The 18,749-nt window shown below is 32.8% G+C and carries 15 protein-coding genes and 1 rRNA gene; 2 read left to right on the forward strand and 14 right to left on the reverse strand.

Annotation, left to right across the window (positions count from 1 at the left end; genetic code table 11):
• Nucleotides 1-52 precede the first annotated feature (52 nt).
• The 14 genes from ACWNT5_RS23680 to thrS all read right to left on the reverse strand — a co-directional run bounded on the left by ACWNT5_RS23680 (nucleotide 53) and on the right by thrS (nucleotide 15,594).
• Nucleotides 53-862 (reverse strand): OmpA family protein, encoded by an 810-nt coding sequence (locus ACWNT5_RS23680; protein WP_299902967.1) that lies wholly within the window; start codon nucleotides 860-862, stop codon nucleotides 53-55.
• 70 nt (nucleotides 863-932) lie between these two features.
• Nucleotides 933-1,370, reverse strand: coding sequence for a hypothetical protein (locus ACWNT5_RS23685; RefSeq protein WP_299610894.1), 438 nt, complete (start codon nucleotides 1,368-1,370; stop codon nucleotides 933-935).
• Between the two features lie 69 nt (nucleotides 1,371-1,439).
• The gene (locus tag ACWNT5_RS23690) at nucleotides 1,440-2,687 is read right to left on the reverse strand and encodes a PepSY-associated TM helix domain-containing protein (protein ID WP_456518778.1); all 1,248 of its coding nucleotides are present in this window, start codon (nucleotides 2,685-2,687) and stop codon (nucleotides 1,440-1,442) included.
• A gap of 101 nt (nucleotides 2,688-2,788) precedes the next feature.
• Nucleotides 2,789-5,119 (reverse strand): TonB-dependent receptor domain-containing protein, encoded by a 2,331-nt coding sequence (locus ACWNT5_RS23695; RefSeq protein WP_456518779.1) that lies wholly within the window; start codon nucleotides 5,117-5,119, stop codon nucleotides 2,789-2,791.
• A gap of 220 nt (nucleotides 5,120-5,339) precedes the next feature.
• Nucleotides 5,340-5,690 carry a hypothetical protein gene (locus tag ACWNT5_RS23700; RefSeq protein ID WP_456518780.1) on the reverse strand — a complete coding sequence of 117 codons (351 nt, stop codon included), beginning with the start codon at nucleotides 5,688-5,690 and terminating at the stop codon, nucleotides 5,340-5,342.
• A 222-nt stretch (nucleotides 5,691-5,912) separates the two neighbouring features.
• Complete coding sequence (locus ACWNT5_RS23705; protein WP_299610886.1) at nucleotides 5,913-7,184, reverse strand: adenylosuccinate synthase; 1,272 nt, start codon at nucleotides 7,182-7,184, stop codon at nucleotides 5,913-5,915.
• Nucleotides 7,184-7,651 (reverse strand): Fur family transcriptional regulator, encoded by a 468-nt coding sequence (locus ACWNT5_RS23710; RefSeq protein WP_299610884.1) that lies wholly within the window; start codon nucleotides 7,649-7,651, stop codon nucleotides 7,184-7,186. Before ACWNT5_RS23710 ends, ACWNT5_RS23705 begins: the two co-directional genes overlap by 1 nt.
• Nucleotides 7,652-7,735: 84 nt before the next feature.
• Nucleotides 7,736-9,943, reverse strand: coding sequence for a RelA/SpoT family protein (locus ACWNT5_RS23715; protein WP_299610881.1), 2,208 nt, complete (start codon nucleotides 9,941-9,943; stop codon nucleotides 7,736-7,738).
• Between the two features lie 138 nt (nucleotides 9,944-10,081).
• Nucleotides 10,082-11,314 (reverse strand): M48 family metallopeptidase, encoded by a 1,233-nt coding sequence (locus ACWNT5_RS23720; protein ID WP_299610878.1) that lies wholly within the window; start codon nucleotides 11,312-11,314, stop codon nucleotides 10,082-10,084.
• A 59-nt stretch (nucleotides 11,315-11,373) separates the two neighbouring features.
• Nucleotides 11,374-12,180 carry a TrmH family RNA methyltransferase gene (locus ACWNT5_RS23725; protein ID WP_456518781.1) on the reverse strand — a complete coding sequence of 269 codons (807 nt, stop codon included), beginning with the start codon at nucleotides 12,178-12,180 and terminating at the stop codon, nucleotides 11,374-11,376.
• Nucleotides 12,181-12,350: 170 nt separating this feature from the next.
• On the reverse strand, nucleotides 12,351-12,695 hold the full coding sequence (gene rplT, locus ACWNT5_RS23730) for a 50S ribosomal protein L20 (protein ID WP_219010935.1): 345 nt from the start codon (nucleotides 12,693-12,695) through the stop codon (nucleotides 12,351-12,353).
• Between the two features lie 107 nt (nucleotides 12,696-12,802).
• Nucleotides 12,803-13,000 carry a 50S ribosomal protein L35 gene (gene rpmI / locus ACWNT5_RS23735; protein ID WP_027394180.1) on the reverse strand — a complete coding sequence of 66 codons (198 nt, stop codon included), beginning with the start codon at nucleotides 12,998-13,000 and terminating at the stop codon, nucleotides 12,803-12,805.
• A gap of 51 nt (nucleotides 13,001-13,051) precedes the next feature.
• Nucleotides 13,052-13,567, reverse strand: a complete 516-nt coding sequence (gene infC, locus ACWNT5_RS23740; RefSeq protein WP_280139552.1) for a translation initiation factor IF-3 — start codon at nucleotides 13,565-13,567, stop codon at nucleotides 13,052-13,054.
• 80 nt (nucleotides 13,568-13,647) lie between these two features.
• On the reverse strand, nucleotides 13,648-15,594 hold the full coding sequence (gene thrS / locus ACWNT5_RS23745; RefSeq protein ID WP_456518782.1) for a threonine--tRNA ligase: 1,947 nt from the start codon (nucleotides 15,592-15,594) through the stop codon (nucleotides 13,648-13,650).
• A 266-nt stretch (nucleotides 15,595-15,860) separates the two neighbouring features.
• Between thrS and ACWNT5_RS23750 the strand changes: the two genes are divergently transcribed.
• Complete coding sequence (locus tag ACWNT5_RS23750) at nucleotides 15,861-17,804, forward strand: tetratricopeptide repeat-containing sensor histidine kinase (protein WP_456518783.1); 1,944 nt, start codon at nucleotides 15,861-15,863, stop codon at nucleotides 17,802-17,804.
• 560 nt (nucleotides 17,805-18,364) lie between these two features.
• A 16S ribosomal RNA gene (locus tag ACWNT5_RS23755) occupies nucleotides 18,365-18,749 on the forward strand; the annotation flags it as partial.

Consider the following 18,749-nt stretch of genomic DNA (forward strand, 5'->3'; position numbering starts at 1 on the left):
AAAAACCATCTACCTCAGGCAGATGGTTTTTGAGTTATAAATAGAATTTTATTTAATTCTTCATATTGTCTTTTACCAAATTGTAAAAGTTATTAAACTTAGGATCTATGATAATCCTAGTTACAGTTTCAATTCCTTCGGTACCATACTCACTCTTTCCTAAAGCTTCCATTCTTTTAGGATCTACTTTATAATCTGTTTGTAGTACTCTCACTACAGAAGCAGCTTGTCTAGAACTTAAATCCCAATTATCGATTAACTTTTTGCCATCTAATTTTAAGGCATTACTATTTCCTTCTACGATTATGTTTAAATCAGGATTCGCATTTAATGTTGCCGCAATTTTCTCTAGTGTAGGTTTCGCCTTATCATCAACGATATAATTTTTATCATTTTCTCCAAAAAGAGTAGTATTTGGTAAAATAATATGGATAGTACCGTTACTAATTTTTAGATTATCACCACCGATAGCGTTTTTAAATTTGCTAAATACAGCAAGGTTAATAGAGTCATTGGCAGTTATTGCATCGTTAATAACGTTTAATTGTCTATCTTTTTCCTTTATAATCTCTTGAGATGTCTGTAGATTACTAGCTTTTTTGTTTGATAATTCAGTAAAACTATTCATGTTAGCAAGCAGAGTAGCATTGGTCTCTTTAAGATCTGCTACCTGTGCTTCCATAGTTTTTACTTTGGACTGACTTACTCTTTCATTCTTTCTGGCTTCTACAAGCTCTCCATCTTTAGTTCTAAGTTCTTGTCTAAGCTTATCAATTTCAGCTAATAAATCTTTCTTTTTCTGAGCTTGTACCACAGTATTGGTTAAAAAAAGTACAGAGGCTAATAAAATAATTTTTCTCATGGGTTTAAGCGATTTGTTGCAGTGGCAAAAATAAACAATTTTATAAACTATGCTTTTCAAAAGAGGATTACTACTTTTTTAGCAGCTTTTCTGCAGTTGCAATGCTAGAATTGATTTGCTCTTTCAGTTTATTTACTTCTACTTCCTCTTCTTTAAGGATATTCATCTTAGCAGTAAATTTTTCCATATCCTCAGTAGTAACATCTTCTCCATGTGGAAATTTAGAACTAAAATCACTCATCCAATCCATCATAAAATCGTAAGAGTCTTTTAGATCCTTTTGTGCTTTTTCATAATTTTTTCCAGCGGCTGTAGTATCAATTTTAGTGCCTAATTCTTTTATTAAAGAACTCATTGTTCCCATTTTGGGCATTACTTCATCATGAACATCGATTACTTTTTGCATAAGTGCATCGAATTCTTGTTCTTCTTTAGATAATTCATTACAAGAAAAATTGAAAATAAGTCCCACGATTAATAATAGGGACCATAACTTATTGGTATTCATTGGTATGTTTTTTTAATATTTCAAATGTATTGTTTTTTTAAATAATCGCCTTACTATCATCATAATGGATTAAGAAATTTTAGAGAATCTGTATTTTCTTAGATATTCTATTGCTAAAATGATTAGAATACTGGCACCAAACAACGGAAAAATAATGGATAATATACCAATTAGTAGTATAACTCCGTACCCAACTTTGAAGGAAGCAGGAACTTTTGGAACTCCCCAGCTTCCCTTTCTTTTTCTTAATATATATGAGGCTAAAGCTGAAACACTCATAATGGTTAATAAAATGGCTGTGATGAGAATTAACCACCAATTCCAACCTCCAAACTCTCCTTGATGAAAAGCCATAAACCACATTCGTCCCCTCATTAAAATTCCTACGTCTTTCCAGGTGTGCTTGAGTATAGGTTCTCCAGAATATTGATCAAAATGGATACTCTGTTGAGATGTTAAGTCTGAAGGATTGAAGTTTGAAACGCTAAACACTCCTGATGGTCCTTTTGGGAATCCTAAGCTTACAACTCCTGGCAGCTCTAAAGCTTTTGCGGTAACCACCATTTGATCTAGTGTTAAAGCTTTTCCAGAAACAGTAGACTTTAGTTGATGCCCTTGCCAAGTAGCGGGATAGCCAGTATTTGTTGCTTTTTGGACAGTTTTAAAATTTTCTCCAAAAACATCCGTCCAGGGAAAACCCCCAGCAAGAATTATTAGCAATAGGATAGATATCCAAAATCCAGAAACTACATGTAAATCTCTATAAAATGTTCTTTTGTCTATATTGGTTCTTGGCATAAAGTACCCTTTTAATTTCCATCCTCTTTTTGGCCACCAAATGTATAATCCCGTTACAATGAGTACAACCATCCAACTTGCAATAAGCTCAATGATTTTAGTGCCGAATCCACCCATTAGTAATTCTCCGTGTAATTTTCGTATACTATACATGGTAGTATTTTTTCCGATGATTTCTCCAGAAACTTCACCTGTATAAGGGTTGATAAAAATGCTACTTTTATTACTAAATCTTCCAGAAACAAACTCTGTGGCTTGGTTTGGAGATGTTTTTAATACAAGTGAGTTTGGTTTCTTAATAGCGTTTTTATTTGCAATATCCCATTGTTCTTGTAATGAAATGGGAGTTCCTGTAACCGTAACTTCTTTAATATGTTTTTGTCTGGGCGTTTCATAATCCGATTTAAACAAATAAATGATTCCGGTTAAAGAAAGCAAAAGAACAAACGGAAGCGATATTAATCCTGCTATAAAGTGCCATTTCCAAAGCCAAGCATTCAATTTTGATTTTTTTTTCATAATGTAATTATTAAAAAGAAAACTTAAAAAGTCTACTGCTACACTTTAATAGATATGCTATATTGGTTATTGTAGCAGCAGAAATTCGTTTAAATGGTTTATTAAAAATTATATCTCATCCCCAGATGAAATGCTCTAGGATTTCCAATCGTAAAACTATTTTCTCCTCTAAATCTGTTGAAAGAGGTTCTGGCAGCATATAATTCATCAAAAACATTTAGTGCATGCCCCCAAATTTCAATGCCTTTATAATTAAAAGTAGCTCTGAGATTAAATACATTATGTCCATCATAGGTTGCTGTCCCAAAAGTTCCATCTTCATTTTCCACTTGATTTTCAAAGCTTGTATTGTATTCTCCAACAAGTTCGTGTTCTGCGGTAATCGTAAAACCAAGTTTTCCAAAGGTATTACGATATGTAATTCCTGAAGTTCCTAATAGATTAGGTGCTGTTTCTCTTTCGGTATCTGAGTAATCAATTCCACTATCAAAAAAGTCTACATAACGATGTTTTGCATAACTACCATTATGAGATATAGATAACTCTTTTAATACGTTCCATGTAACTCCATATTCTATACCATAAGATCTGGTTTTACCAGCATTCGTATTAAAAAAGTTGTCATCATCATCTCGTAAAGTGATTAAAGTATTTTTACCTTCTAATAGATATATGGCAGCATCTAGTTTTAGTTTAGAAGGAATCGTAAAATATCCTCCAATTTCATAGTTATTATATCGACTAGGTTTTATTCCCTGCACTTGATTTGTATTTCTATACAATGTAGATACTTGCGGAGGCGTAAAACCTTGAGAGTAATTTGCGTACATTCCAGCTTTGGAAGAGAAATTATAATTAATTCCAAGTTTAGGAGTTAGATTGTTAAAATTATCAACGGTATCTTCTACGCCTACAATTCCATCTGCTTTGTTATCGTAATCATATTCAAAACCGTCATATCGTATTGCTGCGGTAATTTTTAGTGGATCGATAGGAGAAATTTCATATTGTAAAAATCCCGCATAATTAAAGATATCTGCTTCGTAGTTTAACAGAAAATCCCCAGAATTAATACTAAAGTCAATATTTCTTCCGGTTTCGGGATCAACAATAATACTGGTAGTTTCGGCAACGTATTTCTGAGGAGAGAAATCTCCAGTCGCGCCAAGAATTAATGATGAATTTGCAAAATTGAAATCTAATTTATGTTGAATTAACCCGACAAAACTTTTAAATTGATTAGAGTTTACTTCTCCAGATCCAAAACCTGTTAATTGTCCTTGATCTCTAAACTGACGAACTCTATACGATGGATTTTGATCCATAGTATTATCCCTGAATATAAAATTGAATGATGTCTTATTATTTTCATTCCAGAACTTATCTAAGGTAGTTCTTACTCTTAAAGCCAAAGCTTCTCGCTCTGTAAATGTTTGATCACTTTCAAAGTTTCCTCCTAAGTAATCTGATTCACTAAGAGAACCGGTCATGTCTGATCTATAGTCTATGATATCTAAAACCGTAGTCCATTTTGTAGAAGGAGAGAAGTCATAGACAGTTTTAAAAGTCACAGCAAGTTTTTCATAATCGCTATGTTCTATTGGCCCATTTTCTCTTTGTACATAATGACCACCTAAGTAAAAACCGAAGTTATCGCTTGTTTTATCAGAGACTTCCAGTTCATAACGAGATAAACCGATATCATTAATTTGGAATCCTAGACTTCCGCTTAGACTTTCTGTTGGATTCTTGGTGATAAAATTAAAGCTACCTCCGATAGATTCACTTCCGTAGATACTTGAAGCAGGACCTTTTAGAACTTCAATTCGCTCATAAGAAACATCGTTCATCTCTAGTAAAGCGTTATGATTAAATACAGAGGTAGGACGAATCTGCAATCCATCTTCTAGATATAGAAACAATGCTTTTGTGGAGATCGGAGATCGAACAGCCATAAAATGTTGTTCGTTACTCGCAGCTCTGGATGTAGACATAAAAACACCTGGTACTTGATTTACTAATTGATCGATACCAAAAGCTTTGGTTTCTTCTATGTTTTTGGTAGATATCGTGGCAATAGATCCAGGTACTTCAGAACGTTTCTGAATTTCTCTACTAGCTGACGTTACTAATACTTCTTCTAAAGCTACGTTGTCAACAGTTAAGCGAATGATATTTGTTCCAGTTGTAAGCTGTACTGTTTTGGTAATGTATCCTAAAAAACTAACGGTTACTTTAGTTGAGTTTTGAAGGTTAATTTCAAAAGATCCATTTAGATCTGACATTACACCATTAGAAGGTGTACTGGTTTCCGATATGGTTGCTCCTGGTAATGGATTGTTAGAATTATCCACAACTTTTCCTTGAAAAGTTTGTGCATAGCTATATACTCCTACACAAAGAAGTATAGCTAATAGTATGATATTTTTCATTATTAAATTCTGTAAGCAATCAGTTTAGACTGATGTGTGCTTATTTGTTAAGTTGAATGATTAGAGTTAAATTAATAGGCTATTAAGAATTCATTTTTAGGTATATAAAACCATCAAAAAATTCTTAACTTTTAGTTACAATAATGCATAGAGTATTGTACCGACAAATAATTGTTATAAGCGGTTTGTAAAAAAAGTACAATCAATTAGTGATTGATAATTATGAAAAATATATCTCTGGAGGATGATCTATAACTTTGGAAACATCTTTTGGATGAAAGTTCATCGGTTTCCAATTTTTTTGAAGTGAGAACTGAAAATTAGGAACACTTGCTATAGATAATGTGTTATCCTCAAAAAATAATGGGAGAAAAGCTTCTAGAATTGGAATCGAAGCTTCTGAATTGTTATTATCAGCCATCGAACTCATTTTCATCTGAGTCATCAAATAACACTTACCGTTACAGTTTAACTTGGGTCTTTCTTTATTAATACAATACTTCTCTATAATACTATCAATATTTAATTGATAATAGAGTATGCTACTAATTTCTATAGTAGGCCGTAACACAAAGGCAATAAAGATTAATATGGAAAAAAAGACTCTCAAAGAGTGTAGGTTCTAATATTTTTTGCAAATATACTACTCTAGACAGAAATTAATAGAAAGCCAAACTATAAAAAATGTGAATGTTTATCAAAGAAGTTTTAATTGCTAGTTTGTTTTGATAAACAAAAAAATCCCTCAAATCATTGTCATTTGAGAGATTTAATATTATAAAAATCGATAGTTTTACCTGTGAATTGTTTGTGTTCTATCAGGTCCTACAGAAACGATAGTAATAGGAGTTTCTAATTCTTTTTCTAAAAACTCGATATACTCATTTAATTCCTTAGGAAATTCTGATTTATCACTCATCTTAGTAAGATCTTCCGACCAACCTTTCATTTCTGAGTAGATTGGAGTAACATTCTCTGGTTCGATATTATAAGGAAGGTGATCAATAGTTTCTCCTTTATATTTATAAGCGGTGCAAACCTTAAGCGTATTAAAACCACTTAAAACATCACCTTTCATCATCATTAATTGTGTAACTCCATTAACATGAACAGCATATTTTAGGGCTACTAAATCTAACCAACCACATCTACGAGGTCTACCAGTAGTAGCACCAAACTCGTTCCCAACACGTCCCATTGTTTCTCCATCTTCATCAAACAATTCAGTTGGAAAAGGACCACTTCCTACACGTGTGGTATATGCTTTAAAGATTCCAAATACTTCTTTGATTTTATTAGGAGCCACACCTAAACCAGTACAAGCACCAGCAGCAGTAGTATTAGAAGAAGTTACAAACGGATATGTTCCAAAATCAATATCTAATAATGAACCTTGTGCTCCTTCAGCTAATATTTTCTTACCATCTTTTTGCGCTTTATGTAGATATTCTTCACTATCAATAAATGTTAATGATTTTAGAGTTTCTACAGCTTCAAAAAAATCTTGCTCTAGTTCTTGTAAATCGTATTCGATTTTTGCATCATAGAAATCGATCATCGCCTCATGCTTATTCGCAAGATTGCGATAACGTTCTTTCCAGTCGCTTAATTCTAGATCTCCAACACGAATACCATTTCTACCCGTTTTATCCATATATGTAGGACCAATTCCTTTTAGTGTAGAACCTATTTTCGCTTTTCCTTTAGAAGCTTCTGAGGCCGCATCTAGAATTCTATGTGTTGGTAAAATTAAATGTGCTTTTCTGGATATAAGAAGTTTTGATTTGTAATCGATATTAAACTTTGCAAGATTATCAAGTTCTTTTTTAAAGATTACCGGATCGATTACCACACCGTTTCCTACTAAGTTAACAGCTTTATCATGAAAAATTCCACTAGGAATCGTGTGTAAAACATGTTTGATTCCGTCAAATTCTAAGGTATGTCCCGCATTTGGTCCGCCTTGGAATCTCGCTATAATATCATAATTTTTTGTAAGAACGTCTACAATTTTTCCTTTACCTTCGTCTCCCCACTGAAGACCAAGTAATAAGTTTACCGCCATTAGTTTTCTTGATTAGTTGGTTTCTTTTTAGTTCCGTAGAAATACAATGAATGATTTGTTATTTCTACATCAAAAATTTCTTCGATTGTTTTTTTTATGGATTGTATTCTAGGATCACAAAACTCTAAAACATCACCAGAATCTGTTAAGATAAGATGGTCATGTTGTCTATCGAAATAAGATTTTTCGTATTGTGCCTGACTCTGACCGAATTGATGCTTACGTACTAATTTGCAATCCAAGAGTAATTCTATAGTATTATATAGAGTAGCTCTACTAACACGATAGTTTTTGTTTTTCATTTTGATGTAAAGTGATTCTATATCAAAATGTTCTTCACTTTCATATATTTCTTGAAGTATAGCGTAACGCTCAGGTGTTTTTCTATGACCGTTTTCTTCTAGAAAACTAGTAAACACATTTTTAACGATATTTTGATCGTTTTGCGTAGTTGTTTTGGTACTCATAATGATTTAAAAAACAAATTTACATTATTTTTTATTAGTGAGAGACCAATTTATGAATACTTATTAATAAAAAAGTAAGATCAATTATTCTCGAATGACTTTGTCGATTCCATTGATCTTAGAAAGATTTTGAATAACAGTCTTAAGAGTATTTTTGTTTTTCACACCAACGGTTATTTTTCCTGTAAAAACACCGTCATTAGTATCAAAATTCATATTGTAAATAGCTAGGTGCATATTATTAGAAATGATCTGTGTCACCTCATTAACTACACCGATATTATCAATTCCGTTAAGTCTAATTACTGCCTTGAACTCTTCTTGGCTAGAATCTATCCACTTTGCTTGAATAATTCTGTAAGCATAATTGCTCTGCATTTGTAAGGCATTCGGGCAGTCCTTTTTATGAACTTTAATACCTTCATTTACAGTAATAAAACCAAAAACATTGTCTCCTGCAATAGGATTACAACAATTAGATAGTTTGTACTCTAATTTTTCTGAGTCTTTACCAAATACTAATAAATCATATTTAGAAGTAATTTCATCTTTGTTGACATCTTTTGCATTGCCACGACGAATTCTGTTTTTAATAAAATTCATAAAAACATTACTTCGCGCAGTAGCAAACTCCTTGATTTTCTGGTTATCGATCGTACCTATTCCAACTCTATAGAAAAGATCTTGACTAGTTTTTAATTTAAAATATAAAACCAGTTCATTAACCACTTTTTCTCCCATAGTGATTTTTTGAGAGCGTAGTTTTCTTTTAAGGATTACTTTTCCTTCTTCGGCGATCTGTTTTTTCTCATCTCGTAGAGCAGATTTAATTTTAGATCGTGCTCTTGCAGTGGTAGCATAATCTAACCAAGTCGATGTTGGTTTTGATTTTGCAGAGGTTATGATTTCGACCTGATCTCCACTTTTTAGTTCATGACTTAGTGGGACTAATTTATTATTTACTCGTGCGCCTCTGGTTCTAAGTCCAACTTCTGTATGAACACTAAAACCAAAATCTAAAGCGGTAGCTCCTTTTGGTAGTGATTTAAGATCACCTTCTGGAGTAAAAACAAAGATTTCTTTGGAATATAGGTTTAATTTAAACTCTTCTACAAAATCTACCGCATTTGCCTCAGAGTTTTCTAATGCTTCTTGGAGCCTGTTTAACCAACCATCTAATCCTTGATCTTGTTTTTCTTCGGTGTTTTTATATTTATAGTGGGCAGCATAACCTTTTTCCGCAATTTCATGCATACGCTCACTACGAATTTGTACTTCTACCCATCTGCTATCTGGACCAATAACAGTAATGTGTAATGCTTCATAACCAGTAGATTTTGGTTGAGAAATCCAATCTCGAAGCCTTATTGGATTAGGGCGATAATAATCGGTAACAATAGTATAGATTTTCCAAGCAATGAACTTTTCATTTTCAATATCTTCCGCTTTATAGATAATTCGAATTGCGAATTTATCATATACTTCATCGAAGGAAATATTTTGTTTTACAATTTTACGTCTAATAGAAAAGATAGATTTAGGTCTTCCTTTGATTTCGTAATCTAGCCCTTCTTTGTCTAATCCTTCTTTGATCTTATCAGAAAACCTTTTGATATAAGCATCTTGCTCTTCTTTACTTTCTTTTATTTTTTCAAAAATGTCCTTGTATACCTCAGGTTCTGTGTATTTTAATCCTAAGTCTTCTAACTCTGTTTTAATATTATAAAGCCCAATTCTATGAGCTAAAGGAGCATAAATATATAATGTTTCGGAAGCAATTTTGACCTGTTTATCTGGTCGCATCGCATCCATAGTTTGCATATTATGTAGTCGATCGGCAATTTTAATGATAATAACCCTAACATCATCATTAAGGGTAAGTAGCATCTTCCTGAAATTTTCCGCTTGTAGCGAAATATCTTTATCCTTTTTTAGAGAAGATATTTTTGTCAATCCATCTACAATTCGAGCAACTGTTTCTCCAAACATTTGCTCGATATCCACTAAGGTATATTCGGTATCTTCTACAACATCGTGTAACAATGCTGCAGCTATGGAAGTGGCATCTAGCCCAATTTCACTTGCTACAATTTTAGCAACAGCAATAGGGTGGAAGATATAGGCTTCTCCACTTTTTCGACGTTGGTCTTTATGCGCATCTACAGCAACATCGAATGCTTGTCGTATAAGTTTCTTATCATCCTTACTTAGGTCTCTATAACTTATACGAAGCAATTCTTTATATTGCTTTGCAATTTGTTTGTTTTCCTGTTCTATAGCGGCTTCGGTCATACTACAAAGTTTTCTTAGAAAGCCTTTTTCAATATGATTGTGCGAAAAACTCCAGAAATTTTCTTGTCTAGAAAAATACTAGAGTAATAGTTAAAAATACAACTAAGAATTGTAACCACCAAGTCTATTTCACTTGATTTATTTGCGTATGTTTTTAATCCTTTGCAAAAGTGTTGGATGTGAGTAATGTATGAAAACCATTGCTGGATGTGGAGTCAGATTACTTAGGTTGTTTTTAGATAGTTTTTTTAAACTATTGATGAGTGCTTCTCCATCATAAGAGTTTTTTGCGTAATCATCCGCTTGGTACTCAAATGCTCTAGAAACAATGTTCATAATTAGACCTGTAATTTCTGATATCGGACTATATAAAATTCCAAAGGCTATTAATCCGATATGAAAAGAAGGAACTTCTACGGATAGAGCTTCAGAAAGAAGAGGGTTTGCGATAAAAAGAGACAAAAACCAAAGTGTTATTCCTGTTAGTAAAATGGATAAAAGGAGATTGATAATTACATGTCTTTTTTTGTAATGTCCCACTTCATGCGCAAGTACAGCTACAATTTCTTCTTTGTTTAAATCTTTAATCAAAGTATCGTATAAGGTAATTCGTTTTTCACTACCTAAACCAGAAAAATAAGCGTTGGCTTTAGTACTTCTTTTGGATCCATCAATAACAAAAATATCCTTTAACTGAAAACCTACGTTCATTGAATATTCTTGTATAGTATCTCTTAATTCTCCAGGCTCCAAAGGTGTTTGCTTATTAAATAAAGGTACTATAAGTTTTGCATAAAACATATTCATGGCAAGTGTAAAAATAGAGATAAGCGCCCAAGCGTATAACCAGAAATATTGACCAGTAATTTCATAAAACCACATAATTAGAGCTAATAGTCCGCCTCCAACAATAATCATCATCACAATACCTTTTATCTTATCTATGAAAAAGGTCTTTATCGTAGTTTTATTAAAACCAAATTGCTCTTCAATAACAAAGATTTTGTAATACGATGCAGGAGTAGATAGTATATCACTACAGATCATAATGATCCCAAAAAAAATAAGCCCAACTACGATTGAGTTGTCAGAAAAACTTCTTGCGATCCCATCCACCCACGCAAAACCATCTAGGAAAAAGAAAAGTAACATGATACATAAGGAAATAGAAGAGGAAACTAACTTGAATTTATAATTAGCTTCTTTATACGCAATCGATTTTTGATACTCATCTTCTGGATATACATCAGAAAGTTCTTCGGGGATGTTATTGTTGTAATGCCTAGCATTCAGTATATCTAATAAAGAATCTATCAGAAAAACTATTATGATAATAGCTATCAATAGATTAAAGAGCATATTTGATGTCATTTGTATAGGTTTGTAGCTTTGGGATTTGTAGGTTAAGTAAGTTAATGATTTTTTAAATATCAGACAACAAAATCACGTTGCCGTTTTGCTTCAAAAATTAAAATTCCTGCAGCTACTGAAACATTCATCGAATCTATAACACCACTCATGGGGATTTTGATATTTTGGGTAGTGTTCTTTAACCACTCATCGGTTAAGCCTTTATCTTCAGTACCAACGACAATTGCTGTTGGTTTAGTATAATTTTGTGTGTAATAATTTTCTGAAGATTGTAATGCAGCTCCATAAATAGCAATGTTTCTATGATTTAGGTAGGCGATTATTTCCGCAGTTGTGCCCATAGCTATGTTATTTGTAAAAACACATCCTACACTAGATCTAATGATATTTGGGTTGTAGAGATCTGTTCGAGGATTAGCAATGAGAACGGCATCCACTTTTGCTGCATCTGCTGTACGTAATAGCGCGCCTATATTCCCTGGTTTTTCTGGGGATTCAGCCACTAAAATCAATGGGTTTTTATTATCTAAATCAAGATTGTCTAATGACACTTCTTTAGATTTTGCAATGGCTAAAATTCCCTCGGTAGTTGACCTATGAGATAATTTTTGATAAATTTCTGTAGTAATTTCAAAGGTGTCAATGGTACTAGAAGTTCTATCTATTATAGCGGATACATCTTCATTCGGAATAATTGTGGGGCAATAGTAAATTTGTAATAGCTGATATCCACCATGAATAGCTAAAGAGACTTCTCTTTTTCCTTCGATCACAAATTTTTGCTCTTTTTTACGTAACCTAGATTTTTCTTTTAGCTGATGTAAAAACTTGATTTTTGGATTTTGTAAACTGGATATTAAGAGCATGAATCGTATAACTTTTGATCAATCCGTAAAATAAAGGTAATTCTTATTCCTATACAATAATTGTTCTTTTAATTTTATTGAAAACTATTGTAAAACAAGATGCAATTAAAAAACCTCGTCAAAAATGACGAGGTTTTTTTATAAGTGAGATAATATTATTGTTTAAAAAATTACTTTACTTTTTCTACAATCGCTTTAAAAGCTTCTGGGTTGTTCATTGCTAAATCTGCAAGAACCTTACGATTCAATTCGATATTATTAGCTTTCACTTTTCCCATAAATTGAGAATAAGACATACCGTGTAAACGAGCACCTGCATTAATACGAGTGATCCATAAAGCACGGAAAGTTCTTTTTTTGTTTCTGCGGTCTCTATAAGCATATGACATTGCTTTATCGACTGCATTTTTTGCTACTGTCCAAACGTTTTTACGACGTCCGAAGTATCCTTTTGCTTGCTTAAGAACTCTTTTTCTTCTAGCTCTTTTCGCAACAGAATTTACTGATCTTGGCATAATTTTAAATTTTTTAGTAGTAGGCGGTCAATGATTTGACACTTTGTCTTTTTTATAAAAGGCCCAACTCCTGGGTTTATAATAATTTTAACCTGATTAAAAAAAAATTACTTTAAACGTAATTGTTCTTTAATACTATTTTCATCGCTTTTATGCACTAACGTAGAGTGCGTTAAAGCTAGCTTACGCTTTTTAGACTTCTTTGTTAAGATGTGACTCTTAAAAGCGTGCTTTCTTTTGATTTTACCAGTTCCTGTAAGCTTAAAACGCTTTTTAGCACTGGATTTTGTTTTCATTTTAGGCATTGATCCTTGTTTTTATAATAATCTCACTTATTATTTTAAACTTCTTTTTACTTATTTAGTCTTTTTAGGTGCAATGAACATAATCATTCTTTTCCCTTCTAGTTTTGGCATTTGCTCTACCTTACCATAATCTTCAAGTTCCTGTGCAAGTCTTAATAATAAAATTTGCCCCTGATCTTTATAAATAATAGAACGTCCCTTGAAGAAAACATAAGCTTTTAATTTAGCTCCTTCACTTAAAAACTTGATTGCGTGTTTTTTCTTAAACTCATAATCATGTTCATCTGTATTTGGACCAAATCGTATTTCCTTAATGGTTACTTTGGTTGCTTTGGTTTTAAGAGCTTTGTCCCTTTTTTTCTGCTCGTATAAGAACTTTTTATAGTCCATTATTTTACAAACAGGAGGTACCGCTTTTGGAGAAATTTCTACAAGATCCAATTCTTGCTCTTCAGCAAGTGCTAGTGCTTTTTTAGTTGGATAAACACCAACTTCTACATTGTCGCCTACAAGACGCACTTCATCAACTCTAATTTTGTGATTGATTCTGTGAGCATCTTCTTTAATTACTCTTAGTGGTTTCTGAGACCTTCTTCTTCTTATTGCTATGACTTAAAAATTTAAATTAAACTTAAAATTTATTTCGGTTATCCATTAAATGGTAATAACGTCTTATTTATTTCTTCTGTTATTATTTCTGTGAACTTTTCGATACTAATCGCTCCGATATCTTCACCTCCATGTTTTCTAACCGATATCGTGTTGTTTTTCTCTTCTTGTTCCCCTACAATTACAATGTAAGGAATTTTTTTCATTTCTGCCTCTCTTATCTTTTTACCCATGGTTTCATTTCTATGATCGGCAAGGGCGCGAATTTCGTTATTTTCTAACAAATTTAAAACTTTTTCAGCGTATTTTTCATATTTCTCGCTGATTGATAGGACAATAACTTGTTCTGGCATTAACCAAAGTGGAAAGTTTCCAGCGGTGTGTTCTAGTAAGATTGCAATGAATCTTTCCATACTTCCGAAAGGAGCTCTATGGATCATTATAGGTCTGTGCATTTCGTTATCACTACCTTTATATTCTAAATCAAAACGCTCTGGTAGGTTATAATCTACCTGAATAGTTCCTAATTGCCAACTCCTTCCTAAAGCATCTTTGACCATAAAGTCGAGCTTAGGACCATAGAATGCTGCTTCGCCACTTTCAACTACATAGTCTAAACCTTTATCTTTCGCTGCGCTTATAATAGCATTTTCAGCCTTTTCCCAATTTACAACATCACCAATATATTTTTCTGGTTTATCGAGATCTCTAACAGATACTTGAGCAGTAAAATTTTGAAACCCAAGAGAGCCAAATACATAAAGTACAAGGTCGATTACTTTTTTAAACTCTTCATCGAGTTGATCAGGAGTACAGAAAATATGTGCGTCATCCTGCGTAAATCCTCTTACTCTAGTAAGACCATGTAGTTCTCCACTTTGCTCATAACGATATACAGTACCAAACTCAGCATAACGAATTGGTAAGTCTCTGTATGACCACGGTCCACTTTTGTATATTTCACAATGATGCGGACAGTTCATAGGTTTTAACAAAAACTCTTCACCATCTGCAGGTGTATTAATCGGTTGGAAGCTGTCTTCACCATATTTAGCATAATGGCCAGAGGTTACGTAAAGCTCTTTCTGTCCAATATGAGGAGTCACAACCATTTCGTAACCCGCTTTTTTCTGAGCTTTCTTTAAAAATTGTTCTAAACGTTCGCGAAGAGCGGCACCTTTTGGTAGCCAAAGAGGTAATCCTTGTCCTACTCTTTGGGAAAAAGTAAAAAAACCAAGTTCTTTTCCTAATTTTCTATGATCACGTTTTTTTGCTTCTTCTAAGAGCTCAAGATACTCTTTTAGTTCCTTTTGCTTCGGGAAAGAAGTTCCGTAAACTCTTGTGAGTTGCTTGTTATTTTCATCTCCTCTCCAATACGCACCCGCAACACTCATGATCTTTACAGCTTTTATGATTCCTGTATTCGGAATGTGTCCTCCACGACATAAATCTGTGAATGTGTCATGATCACAGAAAGTAATCGTTCCATCCTCAAGGTTTTCAATAAGCTCTACTTTATATTCGTTGCCTTCTTCTTTATATTTTGCTAAAGCGTCAGCCTTGGAAACAGATCTCATTTTAAAATCATGTTTCCCTCTCGCAATCTCAAGCATTTTATCTTCAATTTTCTTGAAGTCTTTTTCAGAGATGGTTTGATCTCCAAGGTCTATATCATAGTAAAAACCATTATCAATCGCTGGACCAATAGAGAGTTTAACTCCTGGATACAATTCTTCTAAGGCTTGTGCTAATACGTGAGAAGTAGAATGTCTAAATGCCGCCTTACCTTCATCATCTTTCCAGGTAAATAATACCAAATCACCATCGGTTGTTAATTCTGTAGAGGTTTCTATAGTGGTACCATTGAATTTTGCAGAAATAACATTTCTTGCAAATCCTTCACTTATATCTTTTGCTACATCCATAGCAGTTAAACTGCTATGGTATTCTCTAACTGAACCGTCAGGTAAGGTGATCTTAATCATTATAATTTGTTATTAAGTGCGCAAAGATAATACGATAATGAAAATCTTCACAATAATTACTAATTATTTAAAGTAAATAAAATAAAGAATTCAATTAAAGGGAAAATTGATACCACCCTTTACAGTAGAAAAAGAATACTATACTATCAATAGGTGTCAAATTCTTTTATCAAATCTTTAAAAAAAAACATCATCAAATAATGAGATATGTATTCTTTTTTGTTCATTTGTGTTAAGAGTAAGCATCTTTGCCCTACAATTTCATGATGAACACGCTTGCAGAAAAACAGAAAATCTTCATTCATAATTACTATTTAAAAACAATATTCCTGATTGGATTGTTTTTAGGTTGTCAAGCCATGTTTTCTCAGGAGTTAGATTACGTCCGTAAGGATCTGGAGAAGAAACTTAAGAATATGAATAATCTAAACCCCGATGAATTCTTTCCTTTAGTAAAACCCTTATTAAATGATGAAAAGGCTCGTATCTGGGGGTTGGATTACTTGGGGAGATACTATATGGAAAAAGAATATGCCGATTCTACTATTTATTACGGAAATAAGATTTATGAACTATCTATAGGAAAAAAAGATTCGTTGTCCTATCAGTGGTTAAGTAAAGCTTACAATATGTTGGCTGTTGGGTATGGTTTTAAGGGATTGGTGACTATAAGAGGTGAATACCACTTAAAAGGGTTGGATTTATATGAGAAAAAAGTAGTGGGTAATCAGATGTCTGTTCATCATATAAGAGGATTAGCGGATTACTATTTGGATCAAAAAGAATATGATAAGGCAATACCATATTATAAGAAAAGTATAGAGGTTGATAAGAATAATAGTACTGTGTATTTTTCGTATAACAATTTGGGGCAGATTTATTCTAGAAAAGGAAAATTTAAAGAAGCTTTGTTTTATTTAAATAAAGCTTGTGAGGCACCAGAAGGTTATAAGGCTAGAGGATATTGTTTAGAGAGTATAAGTGCCTGTTATCTTAAAATGGGTGATTTTGATGAGGCTATATATTATGGCGAGCTCGTACAAAATATGTTTGAAGATAAGAACTTGAAATTTGTACTACTGTCGGGAATAACAATGGCACAGGCTTACCATGAAAAAAATAACTTCAAAAAAGCAATAGAAATCTATTCGGGTTTATTAGAAAGAGTGAAATCTAAAGGATTTATTGATATTGAAATTCAGATTTTAGAAAACCTTAGTAATACTTTAAAAAAACAAAATAAATATAAGGAAGCAGAAGAATACACTACATTAAGATATCAGCTAAAAGATAGTCTTCGTAAAATACAGAAGGATAAAGAGATTGCAGAGTTATTAGTAAAGTACGATATTCTTGATCGTGAAAAGAAGATAGAGTTATTGCGTAAAAATCAGGAGATAAAAGATAATCTATTAACATCTGAAAGAAGGTATATGCGGTTTCTTGTTTATGGTTTTTTATTAGTAACAATTTCGAGCATTATACTTATCATTATATATAAGCAAAAATTGACTGCGAAAAATAAGCTGAGTAAACAGCAGGAAGAAATTAATGAAGAGCGAATTAAATCGTTGATTAAAGAACAAGAATTAAAATTAATAAAAACATCTTTAGATGTTCAAAACACAGAAAGAAGACGCATTGCGCAAGATTTGCATGATAGTATCGGTGGTAATCTAGCGGCCATTAATCTAAAATTAGGTTCGCATACTCAGCAGAATGAAGATTTAGGCTTAATTAAGAAACAAGTGGATGAAACGTATCAATTGGTAAGAAAGATTTCTCATAATTTAATTCCTGATAACTTTTATGGTAATAGATTCTCGGAGGTTTTAGAGGAGTATCTAAATGAAATGGTTATAAATAGTAATATTAAAATAACGTTAAGTGTGTTTCCTAAAAAAGAAATAGATCAGCTGAATGAGAAATTGTCACTAGAAGTTTTTAGAGTTGTTCAGGAATTGTTAACGAATACATTGAAGCATGCAAAAGCAACAGAGGTTTCATTGCAGTTAGATTTATTAAATAATAACTTCCATATGATCTATGAAGATAATGGGGTAGGGTTTAAGTCTGCGGTAAAGCAAGAGGGTATAGGCTTGAGGAGTGTAAGAGATAGGCTTAAAAAGTTAAACGGGAGTTTAGTTGTGGATTCTGTTATTGGTAGAGGTACTATATTAGATATAGAAATTACGGGAGTAAAAGCATAATGTTTTGGTTCCTTTTCTAAATATTTTATTTTTTTTGATTTGTAACTTTAATGTTTAGAGTGTTTTACAAAAAGGTTAAAAAATAGTTGTATTTTTTTGTTGTGGAAAAGAAAAAGGGTTGTATGTTTGCACCCGCAAAACGGAATAAGTTTTGAGAGTTCATTGAGAGAGTTTGGTTTTTTTGAGGATGTTTTTGGAGAGTTTTTAGTTGATAAAAATTTTTTAAAAAAAAAGTTCAAAAAAGTTTTGCGGGGAATAAAAAAGCGTTTTATATTTGCACCCGTTTTGAGAAACAAGCCAAGTTCATAAGCATAGAAATTATACTGGAGTAGGATAAAAGAGATTTTATTTTTAAGGTTCGATTCCTTGATAATTAGCAAATACAGCCAGCGATGAAGATTGTGTTGGGTTGTTGAAAAAGTTCATTGATATATTGATTGACAGCGCGTATTAATATTGGTTTATACTGATATTATTACAATAAGAATTAAGACTAGAAATAATTTTGAGAAACGATTTATAATTCCTGGTTGTGTTATGATTAAAATATTTAAGAATTCACGATGAAGAGTTTGATCCTGGCTCAGGATGAACGCTAGCGGCAGGCTTAACACATGCAAGTCGAGGGGTAACATTAGAGTGCTTGCACTTTAGATGACGACCGGCGCACGGGTGCGTAACGCGTATAGAACCTACCTTATAGTAAGGGATAGCCCAGAGAAATTTGGATTAATACCTTATGGTATCATAAATCAGCATTGGTTAATGATTAAAGATTTATCGCTATAAGATGGCTATGCGTTCTATTAGCTAGTTGGTGTGGTAACGGCATACCAAGGCGACGATAGATAGGGGTCCTGAGAGGGAGATCCCCCACACTGGTACTGAGACACGGACCAGACTCCTACGGGAGGCAGCAGTGAGGAATATTGGACAATGGAGGCA

It is taken from the genome of Aquimarina sp. 433 (assembly GCF_054054605.1).

What these genes read in the sequence shown, in the direction of transcription:
- rpmI (WP_027394180.1), bottom strand. Translation starts at nt 13,000, where the DNA reads ATGCCTAAAATGAAAACAAAATCCAGTGCTAAAAAGCGTTTTAAGCTT.
- rplT (WP_219010935.1), bottom strand. Translation starts at nt 12,695, where the DNA reads ATGCCAAGATCAGTAAATTCTGTTGCGAAAAGAGCTAGAAGAAAAAGA.
- ACWNT5_RS23720 (WP_299610878.1), bottom strand. Translation starts at nt 11,314, where the DNA reads ATGACATCAAATATGCTCTTTAATCTATTGATAGCTATTATCATAATA.
- ACWNT5_RS23725 (WP_456518781.1), bottom strand. Translation starts at nt 12,180, where the DNA reads ATGCTCTTAATATCCAGTTTACAAAATCCAAAAATCAAGTTTTTACAT.
- ACWNT5_RS23750 (WP_456518783.1), top strand. Translation starts at nt 15,861, where the DNA reads ATGAACACGCTTGCAGAAAAACAGAAAATCTTCATTCATAATTACTAT.
- ACWNT5_RS23690 (WP_456518778.1), bottom strand. Translation starts at nt 2,687, where the DNA reads ATGAAAAAAAAATCAAAATTGAATGCTTGGCTTTGGAAATGGCACTTT.
- thrS (WP_456518782.1), bottom strand. Translation starts at nt 15,594, where the DNA reads ATGATTAAGATCACCTTACCTGACGGTTCAGTTAGAGAATACCATAGC.
- ACWNT5_RS23705 (WP_299610886.1), bottom strand. Translation starts at nt 7,184, where the DNA reads ATGGCGGTAAACTTATTACTTGGTCTTCAGTGGGGAGACGAAGGTAAA.
- ACWNT5_RS23715 (WP_299610881.1), bottom strand. Translation starts at nt 9,943, where the DNA reads ATGACCGAAGCCGCTATAGAACAGGAAAACAAACAAATTGCAAAGCAA.
- ACWNT5_RS23685 (WP_299610894.1), bottom strand. Translation starts at nt 1,370, where the DNA reads ATGAATACCAATAAGTTATGGTCCCTATTATTAATCGTGGGACTTATT.
- ACWNT5_RS23695 (WP_456518779.1), bottom strand. Translation starts at nt 5,119, where the DNA reads ATGAAAAATATCATACTATTAGCTATACTTCTTTGTGTAGGAGTATAT.
- ACWNT5_RS23680 (WP_299902967.1), bottom strand. Translation starts at nt 862, where the DNA reads ATGAGAAAAATTATTTTATTAGCCTCTGTACTTTTTTTAACCAATACT.
- ACWNT5_RS23710 (WP_299610884.1), bottom strand. Translation starts at nt 7,651, where the DNA reads ATGAGTACCAAAACAACTACGCAAAACGATCAAAATATCGTTAAAAAT.